This is a genomic window from Bradyrhizobium sp. HKCCYLS20291, assembly GCF_051167715.1.
Classification (GTDB): Bacteria; Pseudomonadota; Alphaproteobacteria; order Rhizobiales; family Xanthobacteraceae; genus Bradyrhizobium.
In genome coordinates this window covers 232,464-248,378 of record NZ_JBNPTO010000001.1, presented here as the reverse complement: position 1 = coordinate 248,378, position 15,915 = coordinate 232,464, and the positions used below count along the sequence as shown (strand labels likewise).

Genomic DNA, 15,915 nt, shown 5'->3' with positions numbered 1-15,915 from the left:
ATTACCCTTTGTTGAGACTTCTTTGCGAGGGTCTGACGGCCCAGAGCAGCAAATTCCCACACCAACGCAGGTTGCGCGATGACCATGGCCGCCGTGATCGATAGCCGGACGGCGCGGGCGCCCGCGCCGCAACTGGCGTCGGGAATCGCGCGCGTCGACATCGTGTCCGATCTCGCGGTCGCCGAACCGGTCTGGCGCGCGCTCGAGGCGCCCGATCATGTCTCGACGCCCTATCAGCGCTTCGACCTGCTCGGCGCCTGGCAGCGCGCCGTCGGCGCAAGCGAGCATGCGGACCCGTTCATCGTCGTGGCGCGTGACGCCGACCAGCGCCCGCTGCTGCTGCTGCCGCTGAGCTTGCGTCACGCCTTCGGCGTCCGCGTCGCCGCCTTCATGGGCGGCAAGCATACCACCTTCAACATGCCGCTGATGGACCGCGACTTCGCCGCGCGCGCCGATGCGTCCGATCTCGGCGCACTGCTCGCGGCCCTGCGTGATCATGGTGGCGTCGATGTGCTGGCGTTGACGCAGCAGCCCGAGCGCTGGCGCGATCTCGCCAACCCCTTCGCGCAATGGCCGCACCAGCCATCGGTGAACGACTGCCCCGTGCTTTCGATGCCGGCGGGTGCGGCACCCACGGCGCTGTTGTCGAATTCGTTTCGCAAGCGGCTGAAGAGCAAGGAAAAGAAGCTGCAGGCCTTGCCCGGCTATCGCTACATGGTCGCAAGCAGCGATGCCGAGATTGGGGAGCTGCTCGACTGGTTCTTCCGCGTGAAGCCGGTGCGCATGGCCGAGCAGAAGCTGCCGAACGTGTTCGCCGAGCCCGGCATCGAAGCGTTCGTGCGGCACGCATGCATGGCGAAGCTCGGCTGCGGCCGGCGCGTCATCGAGATTCATGCGCTGCGCTGCGACGCCGAGATCATCGCGCTGTTCGCGGGCGTCGCTGACGGCACGCGCTTCTCGATGATGTTCAACACCTACACGCTGTCGGAAAATGCCCGCTGGAGCCCCGGGCTGATCCTGATGCGCTCGATCATCGATTATTACGCGCGGGAGAATTTTCGCGCGCTCGATCTCGGCATCGGCTCGGACGACTACAAGCGGATGTTCTGCAAGGACGACGAGCCGATCTTCGACAGCTTCGTGCCGGTCAGCGCGCGCGGTCGCCTGGCGGCGACGGCGATGGCTGCGGCCGGGCGCGCCAAGCACGCCGTCAAGCACAGCCCGGCGCTGTTTCGGCTGGCACAGCAGCTCCGCGGCGTAATGCAGCCGCGCGCAGGTGCAGCGAAGAGTGAGGAAAAGACCGACGACTAGGCGGCGACGCCGCGCGGTCCCGGCTGGTTGCGATTGGCGCTGCCGACCGGCGCTTTCAGCATGTAGACCGCGCCGAAGCCGACCTCGCGCAGCTGCTCGCTCATCTGGCTGCGGGCATCGGCGGACATCGCGGGATCGGGCACGACGACCGCACGCGCGCCCGTCGTCAGGAGCTCGGCCGGAAGGTCCGACGCATTGCCGGCGTCGAGCAGCACGTGGTCGTAGACGCGCAGCAGCGCGTCGATCGCCAGCGCCAGCCGCGGCGACTGCAGCTGCTGTCGATCGGCACCGGGACGCCCTGCATTGACGAGATGCAGCCGCGAGGCCTGGTCCTTGGTGATGATGGACGCGAACGACGCCTCGCCCAGCATCAGCTCGATCAGGCCCGGCGCGGCCGGGTCGACGGAGATGCCGGAAAGCCGTTGCGGGCTGCCGGCGAGGTCGACCAGCACAACGCGGGCCTGTGCGGCCATGGCGCGAGCGATCGACAGCGCCGCGTTGCTGACAGTCTCGCCGCCGGCGGTGCCGAGCACGGTGACCTTGTGGGCGCGCGCGCCTGCAGCGATCAGCCCAGCCGCAAGCTGCTCGAGTTCGTTGAGCGGCGGCACGGGCTTCGCCGGCTCGGGGACCGGCGCGACTGGCGGTGGCACCGCGGCGTGTGCTGGCGCAACGGAGATCGGCGTGGGGGGAGCGACATGAACCGCGACAGGCGGCGGGGCTACGACGGGCTCGGCGACCGGTTCGGGGGCGGACGGCGGCGGCGCGGGCGCAGCCATCGTCGGCTCGACGCGGGCCGCAGGCCGGGCTGCGACGGCCACGGGCGCGACCGGCGTCGCGGCGACCGCGCGCGGCGCAGTCAGGCGCAGCAACTCGCCGGTGATGACGACGCCCGATGTCAGCATCAGGGTCGCCAGGGTCGCGATCAGCACGATCGGCAGCTTCTTCGGATAGGCCGGCGTGTTGGAGACCACGGCCCGCGAGATGATCCGCCCCTCCGCCGGCGGGGTATCGAGCGACTCGCGGGTGTTCGCCTCGCGGTACTTGGCGAGATAGGATTCCAAGAGGTCGCGCTGCGCCTTGGCCTCGCGCTCGAGCGCGCGGAGCTTGACGTCCTCGCCGTTGGTCGAGGAGGCCTGCTTCTTGGCCTGATCGAGGCTCTGGCTGAGCATCTGCACCCGCCCCTCGGCGATGCGCGCGTCGCTGTCGAGCGAGCGCGAGATCTTGCCGGCCTCGTCACGGATCTGGCGATCGAGATCGCCCAGTTGCGCCTTCAGCTCCTTGATGCGCGGGTGATTGTCGAGCAGCGTCGACGACTGCTCGGCAAGCTGCGCGCGCAGGTTAACGCGCTGCTCGGACAGCCGCCGCATCAGTTCGGAATTCAGCACCTCGGACGCCTCGATCGGCTGGCCGCTCTGCAGCATCTCGCGGATCAGCCGCGCCTTGGTCTCCGCATCGGACTTCAAGGCGCGCGCATTGTTGAGCTGGGTGTTGACCTCGCCCATCTGCTGGTTGGAGAGCGAGGTGTTGTTGGTGCCCATGAACGAGTTCGACTTGGCACGGAACTCCTCGACCCGCGATTCCGCCTCCTCGACCTTCTTGCGCAGGCTCTGAATCTCTCCCGACAACCACTGGCTCGCCGACTTGGCCTGAGCCTGACGGGCATTCTGCTGCAGCACCAGATAGCCGTCCGCGATAGCATTGGCGATCTGCGCGGCAAGCGCAGGATTTTGCGACTGGAACTCGACGACGAGGACGCGCGACTTGTCGACGGCGTACACCGTCAGCCGCTCATAATAGGCGTCCATGACCCGCTCTTCCGGCGTCATGGACAGCGGGTCCTTCACCAGCCCGACCAGGGCCGCGATCGACTTCAGCGGCGAGACGCCGCGCAGCACGGAATCGAACTCCGGCAGCTCCGCCAGCTTGTTCCTGGTGATGACGTCACGCGCCAGGTCGCGCGACAGGACCAATTGCACCTGGCTGGCCACCGCCTCGGGGTCGAGCGCCGTCCGCTCCTCGTTGCGCTCGCTGCTCGGCCGCAGGAATACGTTCTCCCGGCCGTCGATCAGGATGCGCGCTTCGGACTTGTAGCGCGGCGTGATCATGTTGACGGCTGTGACGGCCAAGACCAGCGCAAGGAAAGTCGCGCTCAGAATGAAGATGCGCTTGCGAGCGAGCGCACGTCCCACCATGCGCACGTCAAGATCGCCGGCGACGCCGGTTGGCTCCGCTGCCTGCAGCGTGCTCGCCGGCTCCCGGACGGGAGCCTTTTCGACCCGCGCCGTCTTGTCGTTCCTGTCAGCACGCCAGAACGCCAACCGCATCATCCACTCCCGCGAGACACACGCCACGCCGCCACCATACGTGGTACGATCACACTCTATTAAGGTTGCTGCCCGGTTAATCCCGACCACATCCCTCGTCATCAGCAGGCAGATTGTTGGTCATCACTGAGCGACTGATCGTTAAGACGACGCCGGATCGTCGCAATAATTCACCGAAGCCGATCTGCGGGGATGTGAGCCGTTTGTTAACCATCAAGGATCTATCCAGATGAGACCCACACGAGATTCAGTGACGAGAGGCACCCGTGCTTCCTCTTTCAACCAGTCGTCAGGTTCGTTCGCCCAACGACGGTTGGCGTAGTCGCGCTCAGGCCGAGGAGTCGAGCGGTCTCGATGCAGCCTCGTCGCCGAACAAGCCGCTGAGAATCCTGCACGCCGTGCGCGCCCCGGTCGGCGGCATCTTTCGACACATCCTCGACCTCGCCAACGGCCAAGCCGACCGTGGACATCACGTCGGGATCATCGCGGACAGCCTGACCGGCGGCGAGCGCGCGGATGCGGCGCTCGCGCAGATCGCACCGCGCCTGGCGCTTGGCGTCCATCGCGTTGCGATCCATCGCGAGCCTTGGCCCACCGACGTCCTGGCGCTGGGCCGCTTCCATACGATCTTCGGCAGGCTTGCCCCCGATGTGCTGCACGGCCACGGCGCCAAGGCAGGCGCCTTCGTCCGCATGCTGCCGCATCGGCCCGGCACGATCCGCATCTACACGCCGCATGGTGGATCGCTGCACTATCCGCGCAACACGCTCAAAGGGACTTTGTACGGACGCCTCGAGCGGGCGCTGATGAACCGGACCGAACTCTTCCTGTTCGAAAGCGTCTTCGCCCGCGACACCTACGAACGCATGATCGGCCATCCGCAGGGCCTCGTTCAATGCGTGTTCAACGGCGTGACGGCAGGTGAATTCGATCCGGTGACGCCGGCCGATGACCAGACAGACCTCGCTTACGTCGGGGAGTTCAGACATATCAAGGGCGCCGATCTCCTGATCGATGCCGTCGCGCAACTGCGCGCCGCCGGCAGGACGCTGACGCTGACGCTCGGCGGCGACGGCGAAGAGATGGCCCGACTTAAGGCGCAAGTGGAGCGGCTCGGCCTGACATCTTCCATCCGCTTCGTCGGGCACGTAAAGGCTCGCGACGGCTTTTCGAAGGGACGCCTGCTCGTCGTCCCCTCGCGCGGCGACTCCATGCCCTACGTCGTCATCGAGGCCGGGGCTGCCGGAATTCCGATGATCGCAGCCCGGATCGGCGGGATCCCCGAGATCTTCGGGCCGCACGGCGAGGCGCTGTTCACGCCGAGCAACGTCGACGCACTCGCCAACGCGATCGCGGCCGCGCTCGATGATCCCGCTACCGCGCAGCTTCGCGCCAAGGCGCTGCGCGAGCGGGTTTTCCAGCATTTTTCGCAGAAGGCGATGGTCGAGGGCGTGCTCGCTGCCTACCGCGAAGCATTTACCAAGACCTGACGTCATATACCATCGCTAACCGTTTCTTCCGATTTGCCATTTAATCACGCCGGTGGGGAATTTCCTCCGGCGCTATCCGCGCTTACGTGACCAAGAATACTAACAAACATAATCCGGGCTTGTACGACTGTGGAACCGATCAACGCTCGCTCGATGTTGGATGCTGCTGCCGCGACGGCAGCGACCGCGACCGCCGGCGGTCAGCCCGCCGTTGAACGGCGCCGCCGCTTGTCGCCTGCGGCGCTCGCCGTCGCCAATCAGAAGGTTCACCGCGCCTACTCTCCGATCGTCCTCGCCGGCGTCGTCCGCATCGCGGATTTCGTGCTGCTGAGCATCGTCGGCAGCATCATCTATTTCGGCTATGTCGTCCCGCTCAGCGGCTTCCATTGGGAGTACCTCGTTGCCATCGTCGGCTTGGCGATCAGCGCCGTGATCTGCTTCCAGGCAGCCGACATCTATCAGGTCCAGGTCTTCCGCGCCCAGGTGCGGCAGATGACCCGGATGATCTCCTCTTACTGCTTCGTGTTCCTGCTGTTCATCGGCCTGTCGTTCTTCGCCAAGATCGGCAGCGAAGTGTCTCGTCTCTGGCTCGCCGCCTTCTTCTTCATCGGCCTGGGAGCGCTGATCGCAAGCCGCGTCGTGCTTCGCAGCCTGATCCGCAGCTGGGCCAGACAGGGCCGCCTCGATCGGCGAACCATCATCGTCGGCGCCGACCAGAGCGGCGAGGATCTGGTGCGCGCGCTCAAGGAGCAGGACGATTCCGAGATCGAGATTCTCGGCGTGTTCGACGACCGCAATGATTCCCGGTCGCTCGAGACCTGCGCCGGCGCACCCAAGCTCGGCAAGGTCGACGATATCGTCGAGTTCGCCCGCCGTACCCGCGTCGACCTCGTGCTGTTCGCGCTGCCGATTTCGGCGGAGACCCGCATACTCGACATGCTGAAGAAGCTGTGGGTGCTGCCGGTCGACATCCGCCTCTCGGCTCATACCAACAAGCTCCGCTTCCGCCCCCGCTCCTACTCCTATCTCGGTGCCGTGCCGACGCTCGACGTGTTCGAGGCGCCGATCACCGACTGGGATCTGGTGATGAAGCAGCTGTTCGACCGTGTCGTCGGCGGCCTGATCCTCCTGCTGGCCCTGCCAGTGATGGCGCTGGTCGCGCTCGCGATCAAGCTCGACAGCCCGGGTCCGGTGCTGTTCCGGCAGAAGCGGTTCGGCTTCAACAACGAGCGCATCGACGTCTTCAAGTTCCGCTCGCTCTACCACCACCAGGCCGATCCGACCGCGTCGAAGGTCGTCACCAAGAATGATCCGCGAGTGACCCGCGTCGGCCGCTTCATTCGCAAGACCAGTCTCGACGAGCTGCCGCAGCTGTTCAACGTCGTGTTCAAGGCCAATCTGTCGCTCGTCGGTCCCAGGCCGCATGCCGTGCAGGGCAAGCTGCAGAACCGGATGTTCGACGAGGCCGTCGACGGCTACTTCGCCCGCCACCGCGTCAAGCCCGGGATCACCGGATGGGCGCAGATCAACGGCTGGCGCGGCGAGATCGACAACGAAGAGAAGATCCAGAAGCGCGTCGAGTTCGACCTCTACTACATCGAGAACTGGTCCGTGCTGTTCGACCTCTACATCCTGCTCAGGACGCCGCTGGCGCTGATGACCAAGAGCGAGAACGCCTACTGATTTCGGGGATCCGGAGCGGGCGCGCGCCCGCTTCGTCTGTCTGGTTGGCCGGTCCCGCCACGCGTTGCGTATGAGTTAAGAGTTCGTGATGGCCACCGCGGCGACAGCCGGAGAGTTCGCGTTGAAGCCGATCGCCCCTCCGGGCGTGCTGGCGCTGCAACGCGCGCTCGTCTGGCTGGTCGGCGCCTCCGGCGCCATCGTGTTCATCGAACCCAGCCCCTACGAGCTCGCGACGCTGGCCTCGGCCGCCGTGTTCATCGCCACCGGGATGCGGCTGCGCGCCGTCTTTCTTCCCCTCCTGCTGCTGCTCTTCCTGGTCAATCTCGGCTACACGATCAGCGCCATTCCGCTGCTCGACGATTCCAAAATCGCGAGCTGGATCGCGACCTCCTGGTACATGGCCTTCACGGCGATCTTTCTTGCCATGGTGACCGCGGAGGACACGCAGGCGCGGCTCGACATGCTCCGCCGCGGCCTGGTGCTGGGCGGCGCCCTGGCCGGTCTCGCCGGCGTCGCCGGCTATTTCCATCTCGTGCCCGGCGGCTACGACCTCCTCACGCTGTATGGACGGGCGCGCGGCACCTTCAAGGATCCGAACGTGCTCGGCGCGTTCCTCATCCTGCCGGCGCTGCTCGCGCTGCAGAATGTCGTGACCGCCCGCCTCGCCGCGACGCTGCGCGCCAGCTTTGCGCTGGGCGTCATGTCGCTGGCCATCCTGCTCGCCTTCTCGCGCGCCGCCTGGGGCGGGCTGGTACTGACCGCCGCCTTCATGCTGGCGCTGATGGTCCTGACCAGCAGCTCGCCGCGCGAACGCTCCCGCATCATCATCATGACGCTCGCGGCCGCGGTCGCTGGCGTCGTCCTTATCGGCGTTCTGCTCTCCATCGACTCTATCGCCGACATGTTCAAGCAGCGGGCGAGCTTCGACCAGAGCTACGACGAAGGACGCTTTGGCCGGTTCGGACGGCACATCCTCGGCGCCGACATGGCGCTCGACCTGCCGTTCGGGATCGGACCGCTGCAGTTTCACAACTACTTTCCCGAGGACACCCACAACTCCTATCTGAACGCCTTCATGTCGGGCGGCTGGCTGTCCGGCATCTGCTATCCTGCGCTCGTCTTCACCACCGTCATTCTCGGCTTCCGCTATCTGCTCGTCCGCGCACCGTGGCAGCGCACCTACATCGCGGTGTTCTCGGCGTTTCTCGGCACCGTCGGCGAAAGCTTCATCATCGACACCGACCACTGGCGGCACTTCTTCCTGATGCTCGGCACGATGTGGGGCATGATCGCCGCCAACCGCCTGCACCAGATCGAAACCGGCCGATCCGCCGACATCGGCCCACTCCCTTCCTAATCCTCCACCGCAAACGTCAGCCCTGCATGGTCGACCAGCCGCTTGATCAGGCTGTCGCCAAGCGCTGCGCCCGGCGTCCAGAAGCCGCCCGTCACGCCCGCGCCATCACGCAGCAGGCCGATGGCGCATTCACTGATCATCTTCGCCGTGAGCCCGTAGCCCGGGATCGCCCCGGCCCTTCACCGACGCGCGAACGCGCCGGCCGTCGGGAGCGATCGCCACATACAGCAGATCAAAATGGCCGTTCTCGCGCATCTCCTTCGACGGCCCCTCGCCGGCCTTGGGCGCATTCGGGCCGGTCTTCTCGGCATTGGCCGCCATCACCAGCCTCGCATTCGCCTGGCCCTGCTCGCCGTCGCCGGTCAGCACCATCTCGTCGTAGACGAAGTCCTGGCCGTACGGAAACCCGGTCAGCATGTTGGCACGATGGACGTTGCGCGTGTTGACGAGCGCCATCGCGAACGGCGCCGCCCAGGACTGCAGGTCCTCCTCGTAGAGCGGCCGGTTGGCCGGCGGCTGCTTCGGTCCGCGGAATCCCGGCGTCAGCGCGAACGGGTCCTTCATGACCGCGACCAGGCTCAGATCGCGCGCCAACGCGGTCGCCGTCGCCTTGGCACTCGCAGCGGTGCCGCCCGATAGTGAACCGCTCATGCTGCGAATGCGGCCCTTGACGCGGGGCGCGGCGGCGCCGAGCACGCGCCTGGCCTGCTGCTGCACGTAGTGCACGCCGAGTTCGAACGGCACCGAATCGAAGCCGCACGAAAACAGGATGCGTGCGCCGCTCGCCTCGGCTTCGGCCTGATGGCTGTTGATCATCTGATGCATCCACAGCGGCTCGCCGCAGAGATCGACATAGTCGGTGCCCGTCGCCACGCAGGCGGCGAGCACGTCGGTCCCATACAGCTGATACGGCCCGACCGTCGTGAGCACGAGCTTCGCCTGCTCGACCATCGCGCGGATCGAGGCGGGATCGCTGGAATCGGCGACGATCAGCGGCAAATCGTCCGGCGCTCCGATCGCATCGCGGACGGCGGCAAGCTTCTCGCGGCTGCGCCCGGCGATCGCCCAGCTCAGCTCGGAGTCTCCGCGATCATGCGTGGCGATGTACTCGGCGACGAGCTGGCCGGTGAAGCCGGTCGCACCATAGACCACGATGTCGAATGTCGCAGACGTCATTCGTGCTCCCGAATGGATGCGGATCGGTTGCGCGCCCGTCGCGTCTCAGCTCTCCACCGCAAACGTCAGCCCGGCATTGTCGACCAGCCGCTTGATCAGGCTGTCGCGCAGCGCTGCGCCCGGCGTCCAGAAGCCACCCTTCACGCTGTCGCCATCACGCAGCAGGCCGATGGCGCATTCGCTGATCATCTTGGAGGTCGAGCCGTAGCCGGGGTCGCAGTCACCCTTGACGGAGGCTCGGACCTGGCGGCCGTCGGGCGCGAGGGCGACAAACAGCAGATTGTAGTACCCCTTTTCGCGCTCCTCCTTCGACGGCCCTTCGCCCGGCTTCGGCGCGCTCGGGCCGGTCTTCTCGGCGTTGGCCGCCATCACCTTCTTGGCGATGGCTTCGCCCTTCTCGCCAGGGCCGGTCAGCACCATCTCGTCGTAGACGAAGTCCTGGCCGTACGGAAAGCCCATCAGCATGTTGGAACGATGCACGTTGCGGGTGTTGATCAGCGCCATCATGAACGGCGCGGTCCAGGACTGCAGGTCTTCCTCATAGGCGGGCTTGTTGCCGGACGGCTGCTTCGGCCCCTTGAAGCCCGGCGTCAGCGCGAACGAATCCTTCAGGATCGCCACGAGGCTCAGATCCTTGGCGACCGCATCGAACGTCGCCTTGGCGCTCGCCGCCGTGCCGCCCGACAGCGTGCCGCTCATGCCGCGGACGCGGCCCTTCACGCGCGATGCAGCAGCGCCGAGCACCTTTTGAGCCTGCTGCTGCACGAAGTAGACGCCGAGCTCGAACGGCACGGAATCAAAGCCGCAGGAGAACACGATGCGGGCGCCGCTCTTTTCGGCGGCGGCCTGATGCTTGTCGATCATCTGCCGCATCCACACCGGCTCGCCGCAGAGATCGATGTAGTCGGTACCGGTTTCGGCGCAGGCGGCAACGAGTTCGTTGCCGTAGAACTGATACGGGCCGACCGTGGTGAGCACCAGCCGGGTCTGTGCCACCATGGCCTTGAGTGACTCGGCGTTCGATGCATCCGCGACGATCAAGGGCGTGTCGGCCGGCGCGCCGATCTCATCGCGCACGGACGCAAGCTTATCGAGGCTCCGGCCAGCCATCGCCCAGCGCAGCGATGTGTCGCCACGATAGCGCGTCGCGAGATATTCAGCGACGAGCTTGCCGGTGAAGCCGGTGGCGCCGTAGACGACGAGGTCGAATTTGGAAGAGGTCATGCTTGTTCCTTGGAGATCAGCTGCAAAACGGTTGCTCCGTCATTGCGAGCGAAGCGAAGCAATCCAGGGCTGGGGACGGGACTCTGGATTGCTTCGCTTCGCTCGCAATGACGTCGCATGTCATTTCTTGCCATAAGATACGCCCATGCCGGCGCGCACGTCGTTCTGAATGCCATATGGCGCGATCGGATAGCGCAGACCGTTCCTGGCCAGCTGCTTCATGCCGGCGATCGCCTTGGCAAGATCGGCCGGCTTTAGCGCCATCAACATCTCTTCATCCGGCACGCCGCCATAGCGGCGCTCGGCGAAACACGGCAGCGACAGGCTCGGCTCGCCGGTCTTCAGCGCGCGGCCCCAGGAGTCGGCGCAGGCGGTCTCGCCGACCACGCCCCATTCGAACTTCTTGTAGCCGACATATTGCAGGCCGTTGATCAGGATGATCATCTGTCCCGGCGTCGCGTAGACGAGACAAATGTCGGGCGGATCGAGCCTGCCGCTCGCGAGCGGGCTTACCGCCATCGCCTGGTAGCGGCCGAAAGGCACCACATCGAGCGCCTCCTGCCGCTTGCGGGCGTCTTCCGCCGTGCCATGCCAGACGCCGACATAATTCTCGCCCTTGAGCCAAGTGTCGTCCTGCGGGCCGAGACCGATCACGGCGCGGCACTGCGCGCCGACGAGATCATCGCCGGTCACGCCGACGGTCCAGCCGAGCCGTGCGGCCATGCTGACGATCTGATCGGTGGTGTGCACCGCGTTGGGCCGGCGGATCTTCTCCACCGCCGCCATGTCTTCGACGCGGGCGAACATCTTGATGCCGATCACGGTGGTCTTCAGCCGCAGCAGGCTGTTGAGGTCGGCGACCGTGGCCACCAGGTCCAGCCTGTCCGGGGTCGGCTGTTGCATGTCGCGCTCCCTCCCTGCCGCGTCGTCTGCGCACATCGTGCGTGGTTCGGCTTCGGGGCGCTTGTTAGACCCTCGCTTGGCGCGATGCCAGTATTTCCGCCCCCAAAGGCTCCCTCGAGGCTCGCCCGCCATACCATGATCCTTCTCGATCCCCCAGGAATCACTTATGAATTTCGTCTCCTCGGACAGGACCATGCAATGAGCCGCAGCGACCGGAAGGAAGGCGCCACGAGCGCGACGGCCGGCCCGGGCGGACCAGCGGTGCTGTCGCCCGCGGCGCTCTACGAGGCCGGCCTCGCCCATCTCGGCGGCGGACGTCTGCTCGACGCCCAGATGTGCTGCGAGCAGGCCTTGGCCGCCGATCCGAACCACGCCGACAGCCTGGCGCTGATGGGCATCATCGCGCTGCAGAGCGGCCAGCTCGACCACGCGGTGGCGTGGTTTTCGCGCGCCATCCGGCAGACCCCGAAGATCGACTATCTCACCAGCCTCGGCTTCACCTTGAAGCAGACGGGCCGGCTCGACGATGCGCTGGCGGTGTTCGACAAGGCGATCCAGCTCAAGTCCGACGATGCCGAATTGTGGAAGCACATGGGCAGCGTGCTGCTGGCGCAGAATCGCGGTGCCGAGGCGCTGCTGAGCTATCAGCAGGCGCTCACGATCAATCCCGGCCATCGCGACGCCGCCTGGCAATGCGGGCTGCTGCTGCGACAGCAGCAGCGCCTCGAAGAGGCCGTGCAGGCGTTCACCGTCTGCCTGACACAGCAGCCGGACGATCTGCCGGCACTGCAGATGCGGGCCAGGTGCTTTGCCGATTTGAAGCGCTACGACGATTATCTGGCGGACGCCGAACGGGCGCAGGCGCTCGCGCCGGGCGATCCGATCACCTGCAACAATGTCGGTGACGCGCTGGTCCGGCTCGGCCGCAGCGCCGAGGCGCTGCGATGGTTCGATCAGGCGCTGGCGGCGCGGCCGGATTTCGTCGAGGTGCTGCTGAACAAGGGCTTTGCCCTGCTGCAATCGTTGCGGTTCGAGGAGGCGGCCGAGGTCTATCGCCGGATCCTCGTCGTGGAGCCCGGCAACGCCAAGGCCGAATGGCAGCTCGCCCATGTCGAGCTGCAATGCGGTGACTTCGCCTCCGGCTGGGCGCACCGCGAGGCACGCTGGAACGTGCCCGGTTTTTCGCCGGAATATCCGCGCTTCGTTCAGCCGAAATGGCTCGGCAAGGAGGACATCGCCGGCAAGACCATCCTGATCGAAGAGGACGAGGGGTTCGGCGACAACATCCAGTTCGCGCGCTACCTGCCGATGGTCGCGGCGCGCGGCGCCAAGGTGATCCTCGTCGTGCGCGAGGCGCTGCGGCCGCTGATGGCCGGTGTCCAGGGCGTGTCGCAGTGCCTCACCTTCGCGCCGGACCTGCAGCGGCCGGCCTTCGACATGCACTGCCCGATCATGAGCCTGCCGCTCGCCTTCGGCACCACGCTGGACAGTATTCCGCCCGCCAACTATCTGCCTCCCCTGCCCGCCGATCGTATTGCCGCCTGGGAGCAGCGGCTCGGCGCGCATGACCGGCTGCGCGTCGGCCTGGTCTGGGCCGGCAATCCGCACCAGGCCAACGACGGCAACCGCTCGATGCCGTTGTCGACCCTGCTGCCGCTGCTCGATGTCGACGCCGACTTCATCAGCCTGCAAAAAGAGCTGCGGCCCGCGGACAATGCGCTGCTCGCGCAGCAGAGCCGGATCCGCGACCTGACGACCGAGCTGACCAACTTCGCCGAGACGGCTGCGCTGATGTCCTGCCTCGACGTGGTCGTGACGGTCTGCACCAGCGCGGCGCATCTCGCGGCAACAGTGGGACGGCCAACCTGGATCATGCTGCCGCATCTCGCCGACTGGCGCTGGCTGAGGGATCGCGACGACAGCCCATGGTATCCGAGCGCGCGGCTGTTCCGGCAGGATGCCAGCCGTCGCTTCGAGCCGGTCGTTGCCCGCGTGCGCGACGAGCTCGCGGCGAAAGCGGCAGGCTTCAGCAGAACGGCCGACTAGGCCGGGCCGGGAAACAGATCGTCGATGCGGCCGCGCAGGCGGTAGGCCAACAGCCCGATCCATTCGCGTACCGCGATGTCGGTGCGCCGCAGGCCCAGCAGCGAGACGCCGTCGAAATCGAGCACGCGGCCGACGCGCCAATCCACCGGATAGGGCTCGACCGGAAAACCTGCCTTGCGGAACAGGCCGACCGAACGCGGCATGTGATAGGCCGAGGTCACCAGCAGCCAGCGCTCGCCCGGCTTCGGCGCCAGCATGGCCTTGGAGAAGATCGCGTTCTCGTAGGTGTTGCGTGACTGCCGCTCGAGCAGCAGCCGCTCCTTGGCGACGCCGAGGCTGAGCAGGATCTCGGCGCCGACATCGGCTTCCTTGGCCTCGGTCGCGATCAAATTGGCGCTGCCGCCGGTGAACAGCACGCGCGCATTCGGATAACGCCGCGCCAGCGCTGCCGCCTGGATCACCCGGTCGGCGCCCGCCACCGTCACCGGCATGCCGTACATTACGGAGAGATCGGAATCCACGGGACCGCCGAGCACGATGATGCCGTCCGGCGCACCACTGGCCGGGTCCCATTTCGGAAACCGGCTCTCCAGCGGGTAGAGCATCAGGCTGCCGAGCGGCGACAGCCCGGCGATGGCCAGCAGCAGCATGGCCGACACCACCAGCCGGCGGCCAAGCACGGCAAAGCGGGTCAGCATCAGGATGGCGCCGGCGAGACCGAGCGCGATCATGAAATTGGTCGGCAGCGCCAGCAGGCCGAGCGTCTTCGACAGGACGAAAAACATTCCGGGCTCCGGCGCGGGGTGAGGTGTCTCGGCCGCCCTCATACACGACAGCGGCCATGCGCCGCCATCTCTCTGCGAACGCCGTGTGATGCGCTATGCTTGGATCAGAACCGGTAACAATGAGAGCATCATGGCCCATCACCATCTGCACGCCAGCCCCGAGACCTGCCATTGGGGCTTCTTCGAATCCCGGCTGAAGCCGGTGCTCACGGTCGACAGCGGCGACGAGGTCACCATCGACACCATCAGCGGCGGGCCAGACGTGCTGCCGGACACCAGCAAATTCCACGTGCCGCCGGAATTGTTCGACGTCCATGCGAGGTCCGAGCGCATGGTGCCGGGCCACATCCTGACCGGCCCGATCGCGGTCAGGGGCGCTGAGGTCGGCGACGTGCTCGAGGTCGACATCCTCGACGTGCAGCTGCGCCAGGATTGGGGCTACAATTTCATCCGGCCGCTGGCCGGCACCCTGCCCGACGACTTCCACGACAGCCGGCTGTTGAACATCCCACTCGACAAGGAGCGCATGGTCGGCAAGCTGCCCTGGGGGCTGGAGCTGCCGCTGGCGCCGTTCTTCGGCGTGATGGGCGTAGCACCGCCGCCGGCCTGGGGCCGCATCACCTCGCTGATCCCGCGCGCGATGGGCGGCAATCTCGACAACAAGGAGCTCGGCGCCGGCGCGAAGCTGTACCTGCCGGTGTTTGTGCAGGGCGCGCTGTTCTCCTGCGGCGACGGCCATGGCGTGCAGGGCGACGGCGAGGTCTGCGTCACCGCGATCGAGACCGCGCTGCAGGGGCGCTTCCGGCTCACGGTGCGCAAGGACCTGAAGTTCGACTATCCGCGCGCCGAGACCGCTACACACTACATGACGATGGCGATGGACCCGGATCTCGACCAGTGCGTGGTCAAGGCGCTGCGCGACATGATCGTGCTGCTCGGCGAGAAGCGCAATCTGTCGCGCGAGGACGCCTACACGCTGTGCAGCCTGGCCGCCGATCTCCGGGTGACGCAGACCGTCAACGGCTCGAAGGGCATTCATTGCATGATCGCGAAGGCGGTGGTGCACGGGTGAGGTCTGCGCACGCTGTCGCAGCGCGCTCCGCTGTCGTCCCGGGCTTGACCCGGGATCCATAACCACCGGCGGGCGTGTGACACGAGATGGTTGGACTTGCGCAAGCCAACCGCTCCCTGGGGTTATGGATCCCGGGTCGGCGCCACGCCGCCGCTGACGCGGCGTCGCGGCTTGCCCGGGACGACAGCGGAGAATGAGGCGCGGACAGAGCAACTCATAGACACACGCGGACACACGTCCGCTGCCTCGCGACGGTTCTGCCCGAGTCATGCTGCAGATCTCACCCTCTCAAATCGGAGGGCGCAGGGAAGGCCAGGCGTCGGCTGACGCCTGCGGCCCGCCTGCGAGAAAAAATGCAGGCGGCAGAACCACAGGTACAGCCGAGAACGCCCGGCCCTCCCTGCGCGATGGTTTTCACGCTTATGGCGCGCTCTCCCCGGTGTCCGGCTTGATAGCCACCGTCGTCAGCGGGATCATCATCACCCGCGGACTTGGCGCCAGCTTCGGGGCGCCAGGACCACACGCTTTTGCGTCCGCAACGAGC

At 66.4% G+C, this 15,915-nt stretch carries 10 protein-coding genes and 1 pseudogene; 6 read left to right on the top strand and 5 right to left on the bottom strand.

Annotated elements, in window-relative coordinates:
- Positions 1-78 precede the first annotated feature (78 nt).
- Positions 79-1,311, top strand: coding sequence for a GNAT family N-acetyltransferase (locus tag ACQR07_RS01100; protein WP_434900543.1), 1,233 nt, complete (start codon positions 79-81; stop codon positions 1,309-1,311).
- On the opposite strand, the gene ACQR07_RS01095 is transcribed toward ACQR07_RS01100, so the two are convergent.
- The gene (locus ACQR07_RS01095) at positions 1,308-3,635 is read right to left on the bottom strand and encodes a GumC family protein (protein ID WP_434900542.1); all 2,328 of its coding nucleotides are present in this window, start codon (positions 3,633-3,635) and stop codon (positions 1,308-1,310) included. The two genes, ACQR07_RS01100 and ACQR07_RS01095, sit on opposite strands and share 4 nt — an antisense overlap.
- 380 nt (positions 3,636-4,015) lie before the next feature.
- Between ACQR07_RS01095 and ACQR07_RS01090 the strand changes: the two genes are divergently transcribed.
- The 3 genes from ACQR07_RS01090 (at position 4,016) to ACQR07_RS01080 (ending at position 8,165) form a co-directional block, all read left to right on the top strand.
- A complete protein-coding gene (locus ACQR07_RS01090) occupies positions 4,016-5,125 on the top strand; it encodes a glycosyltransferase family 4 protein (protein WP_434901036.1) in 1,110 nt (369 codons plus the stop codon).
- Positions 5,126-5,278: 153 nt separating this feature from the next.
- Positions 5,279-6,808 carry an undecaprenyl-phosphate glucose phosphotransferase gene (locus ACQR07_RS01085; RefSeq protein WP_434900541.1) on the top strand — a complete coding sequence of 510 codons (1,530 nt, stop codon included), beginning with the start codon at positions 5,279-5,281 and terminating at the stop codon, positions 6,806-6,808.
- 88 nt (positions 6,809-6,896) lie between these two features.
- Positions 6,897-8,165: an O-antigen ligase family protein gene (locus tag ACQR07_RS01080; protein WP_434900540.1), complete on the top strand. Its 1,269-nt coding sequence runs from the start codon at positions 6,897-6,899 to the stop codon at positions 8,163-8,165.
- Here ACQR07_RS01080 and ACQR07_RS01075 read toward each other — a convergent pair.
- The 3 genes and pseudogenes from ACQR07_RS01075 to ACQR07_RS01065 form a co-directional block, all read right to left on the bottom strand.
- Positions 8,162-9,341, bottom strand: a pseudogene (locus tag ACQR07_RS01075) (saccharopine dehydrogenase family protein). The gene ACQR07_RS01080 and the pseudogene ACQR07_RS01075 sit on opposite strands and share 4 nt — an antisense overlap.
- 45 nt (positions 9,342-9,386) lie before the next feature.
- Positions 9,387-10,565, bottom strand: coding sequence for a saccharopine dehydrogenase family protein (locus tag ACQR07_RS01070; RefSeq protein ID WP_434900539.1), 1,179 nt, complete (start codon positions 10,563-10,565; stop codon positions 9,387-9,389).
- A gap of 120 nt (positions 10,566-10,685) precedes the next feature.
- A complete protein-coding gene (locus tag ACQR07_RS01065) occupies positions 10,686-11,468 on the bottom strand; it encodes a DUF169 domain-containing protein (RefSeq protein ID WP_434900538.1) in 783 nt (260 codons plus the stop codon).
- Between the two features lie 198 nt (positions 11,469-11,666).
- Here ACQR07_RS01065 and ACQR07_RS01060 point away from each other — a divergent pair, with 198 nt between their 5' ends.
- Positions 11,667-13,514, top strand: a complete 1,848-nt coding sequence (locus ACQR07_RS01060) for a tetratricopeptide repeat protein (RefSeq protein WP_434900537.1) — start codon at positions 11,667-11,669, stop codon at positions 13,512-13,514.
- Here ACQR07_RS01060 and ACQR07_RS01055 read toward each other — a convergent pair.
- On the bottom strand, positions 13,511-14,299 hold the full coding sequence (locus ACQR07_RS01055; RefSeq protein WP_434900536.1) for a YdcF family protein: 789 nt from the start codon (positions 14,297-14,299) through the stop codon (positions 13,511-13,513). The genes ACQR07_RS01060 and ACQR07_RS01055 overlap by 4 nt on opposite strands.
- Before the next feature lie 130 nt (positions 14,300-14,429).
- On the opposite strand from ACQR07_RS01055, the gene ACQR07_RS01050 reads away from it, so the two are divergent.
- On the top strand, positions 14,430-15,371 hold the full coding sequence (locus ACQR07_RS01050; protein WP_434900535.1) for an acetamidase/formamidase family protein: 942 nt from the start codon (positions 14,430-14,432) through the stop codon (positions 15,369-15,371).
- The last annotated feature ends 544 nt before the right edge of the window (positions 15,372-15,915 follow it).

Bases quoted from the DNA above. Each gene is read 5' to 3' on its own strand.
- ACQR07_RS01085 (WP_434900541.1), top strand. From the start codon at position 5,279: ATGTTGGATGCTGCTGCCGCGACGGCAGCGACCGCGACCGCCGGCGGT.
- ACQR07_RS01055 (WP_434900536.1), bottom strand. From the start codon at position 14,299: ATGTTTTTCGTCCTGTCGAAGACGCTCGGCCTGCTGGCGCTGCCGACC.
- ACQR07_RS01070 (WP_434900539.1), bottom strand. From the start codon at position 10,565: ATGACCTCTTCCAAATTCGACCTCGTCGTCTACGGCGCCACCGGCTTC.
- ACQR07_RS01060 (WP_434900537.1), top strand. From the start codon at position 11,667: ATGAGCCGCAGCGACCGGAAGGAAGGCGCCACGAGCGCGACGGCCGGC.
- ACQR07_RS01095 (WP_434900542.1), bottom strand. From the start codon at position 3,635: ATGCGGTTGGCGTTCTGGCGTGCTGACAGGAACGACAAGACGGCGCGG.
- ACQR07_RS01080 (WP_434900540.1), top strand. From the start codon at position 6,897: ATGGCCACCGCGGCGACAGCCGGAGAGTTCGCGTTGAAGCCGATCGCC.
- ACQR07_RS01065 (WP_434900538.1), bottom strand. From the start codon at position 11,468: ATGCAACAGCCGACCCCGGACAGGCTGGACCTGGTGGCCACGGTCGCC.
- ACQR07_RS01100 (WP_434900543.1), top strand. From the start codon at position 79: ATGACCATGGCCGCCGTGATCGATAGCCGGACGGCGCGGGCGCCCGCG.
- ACQR07_RS01050 (WP_434900535.1), top strand. From the start codon at position 14,430: ATGGCCCATCACCATCTGCACGCCAGCCCCGAGACCTGCCATTGGGGC.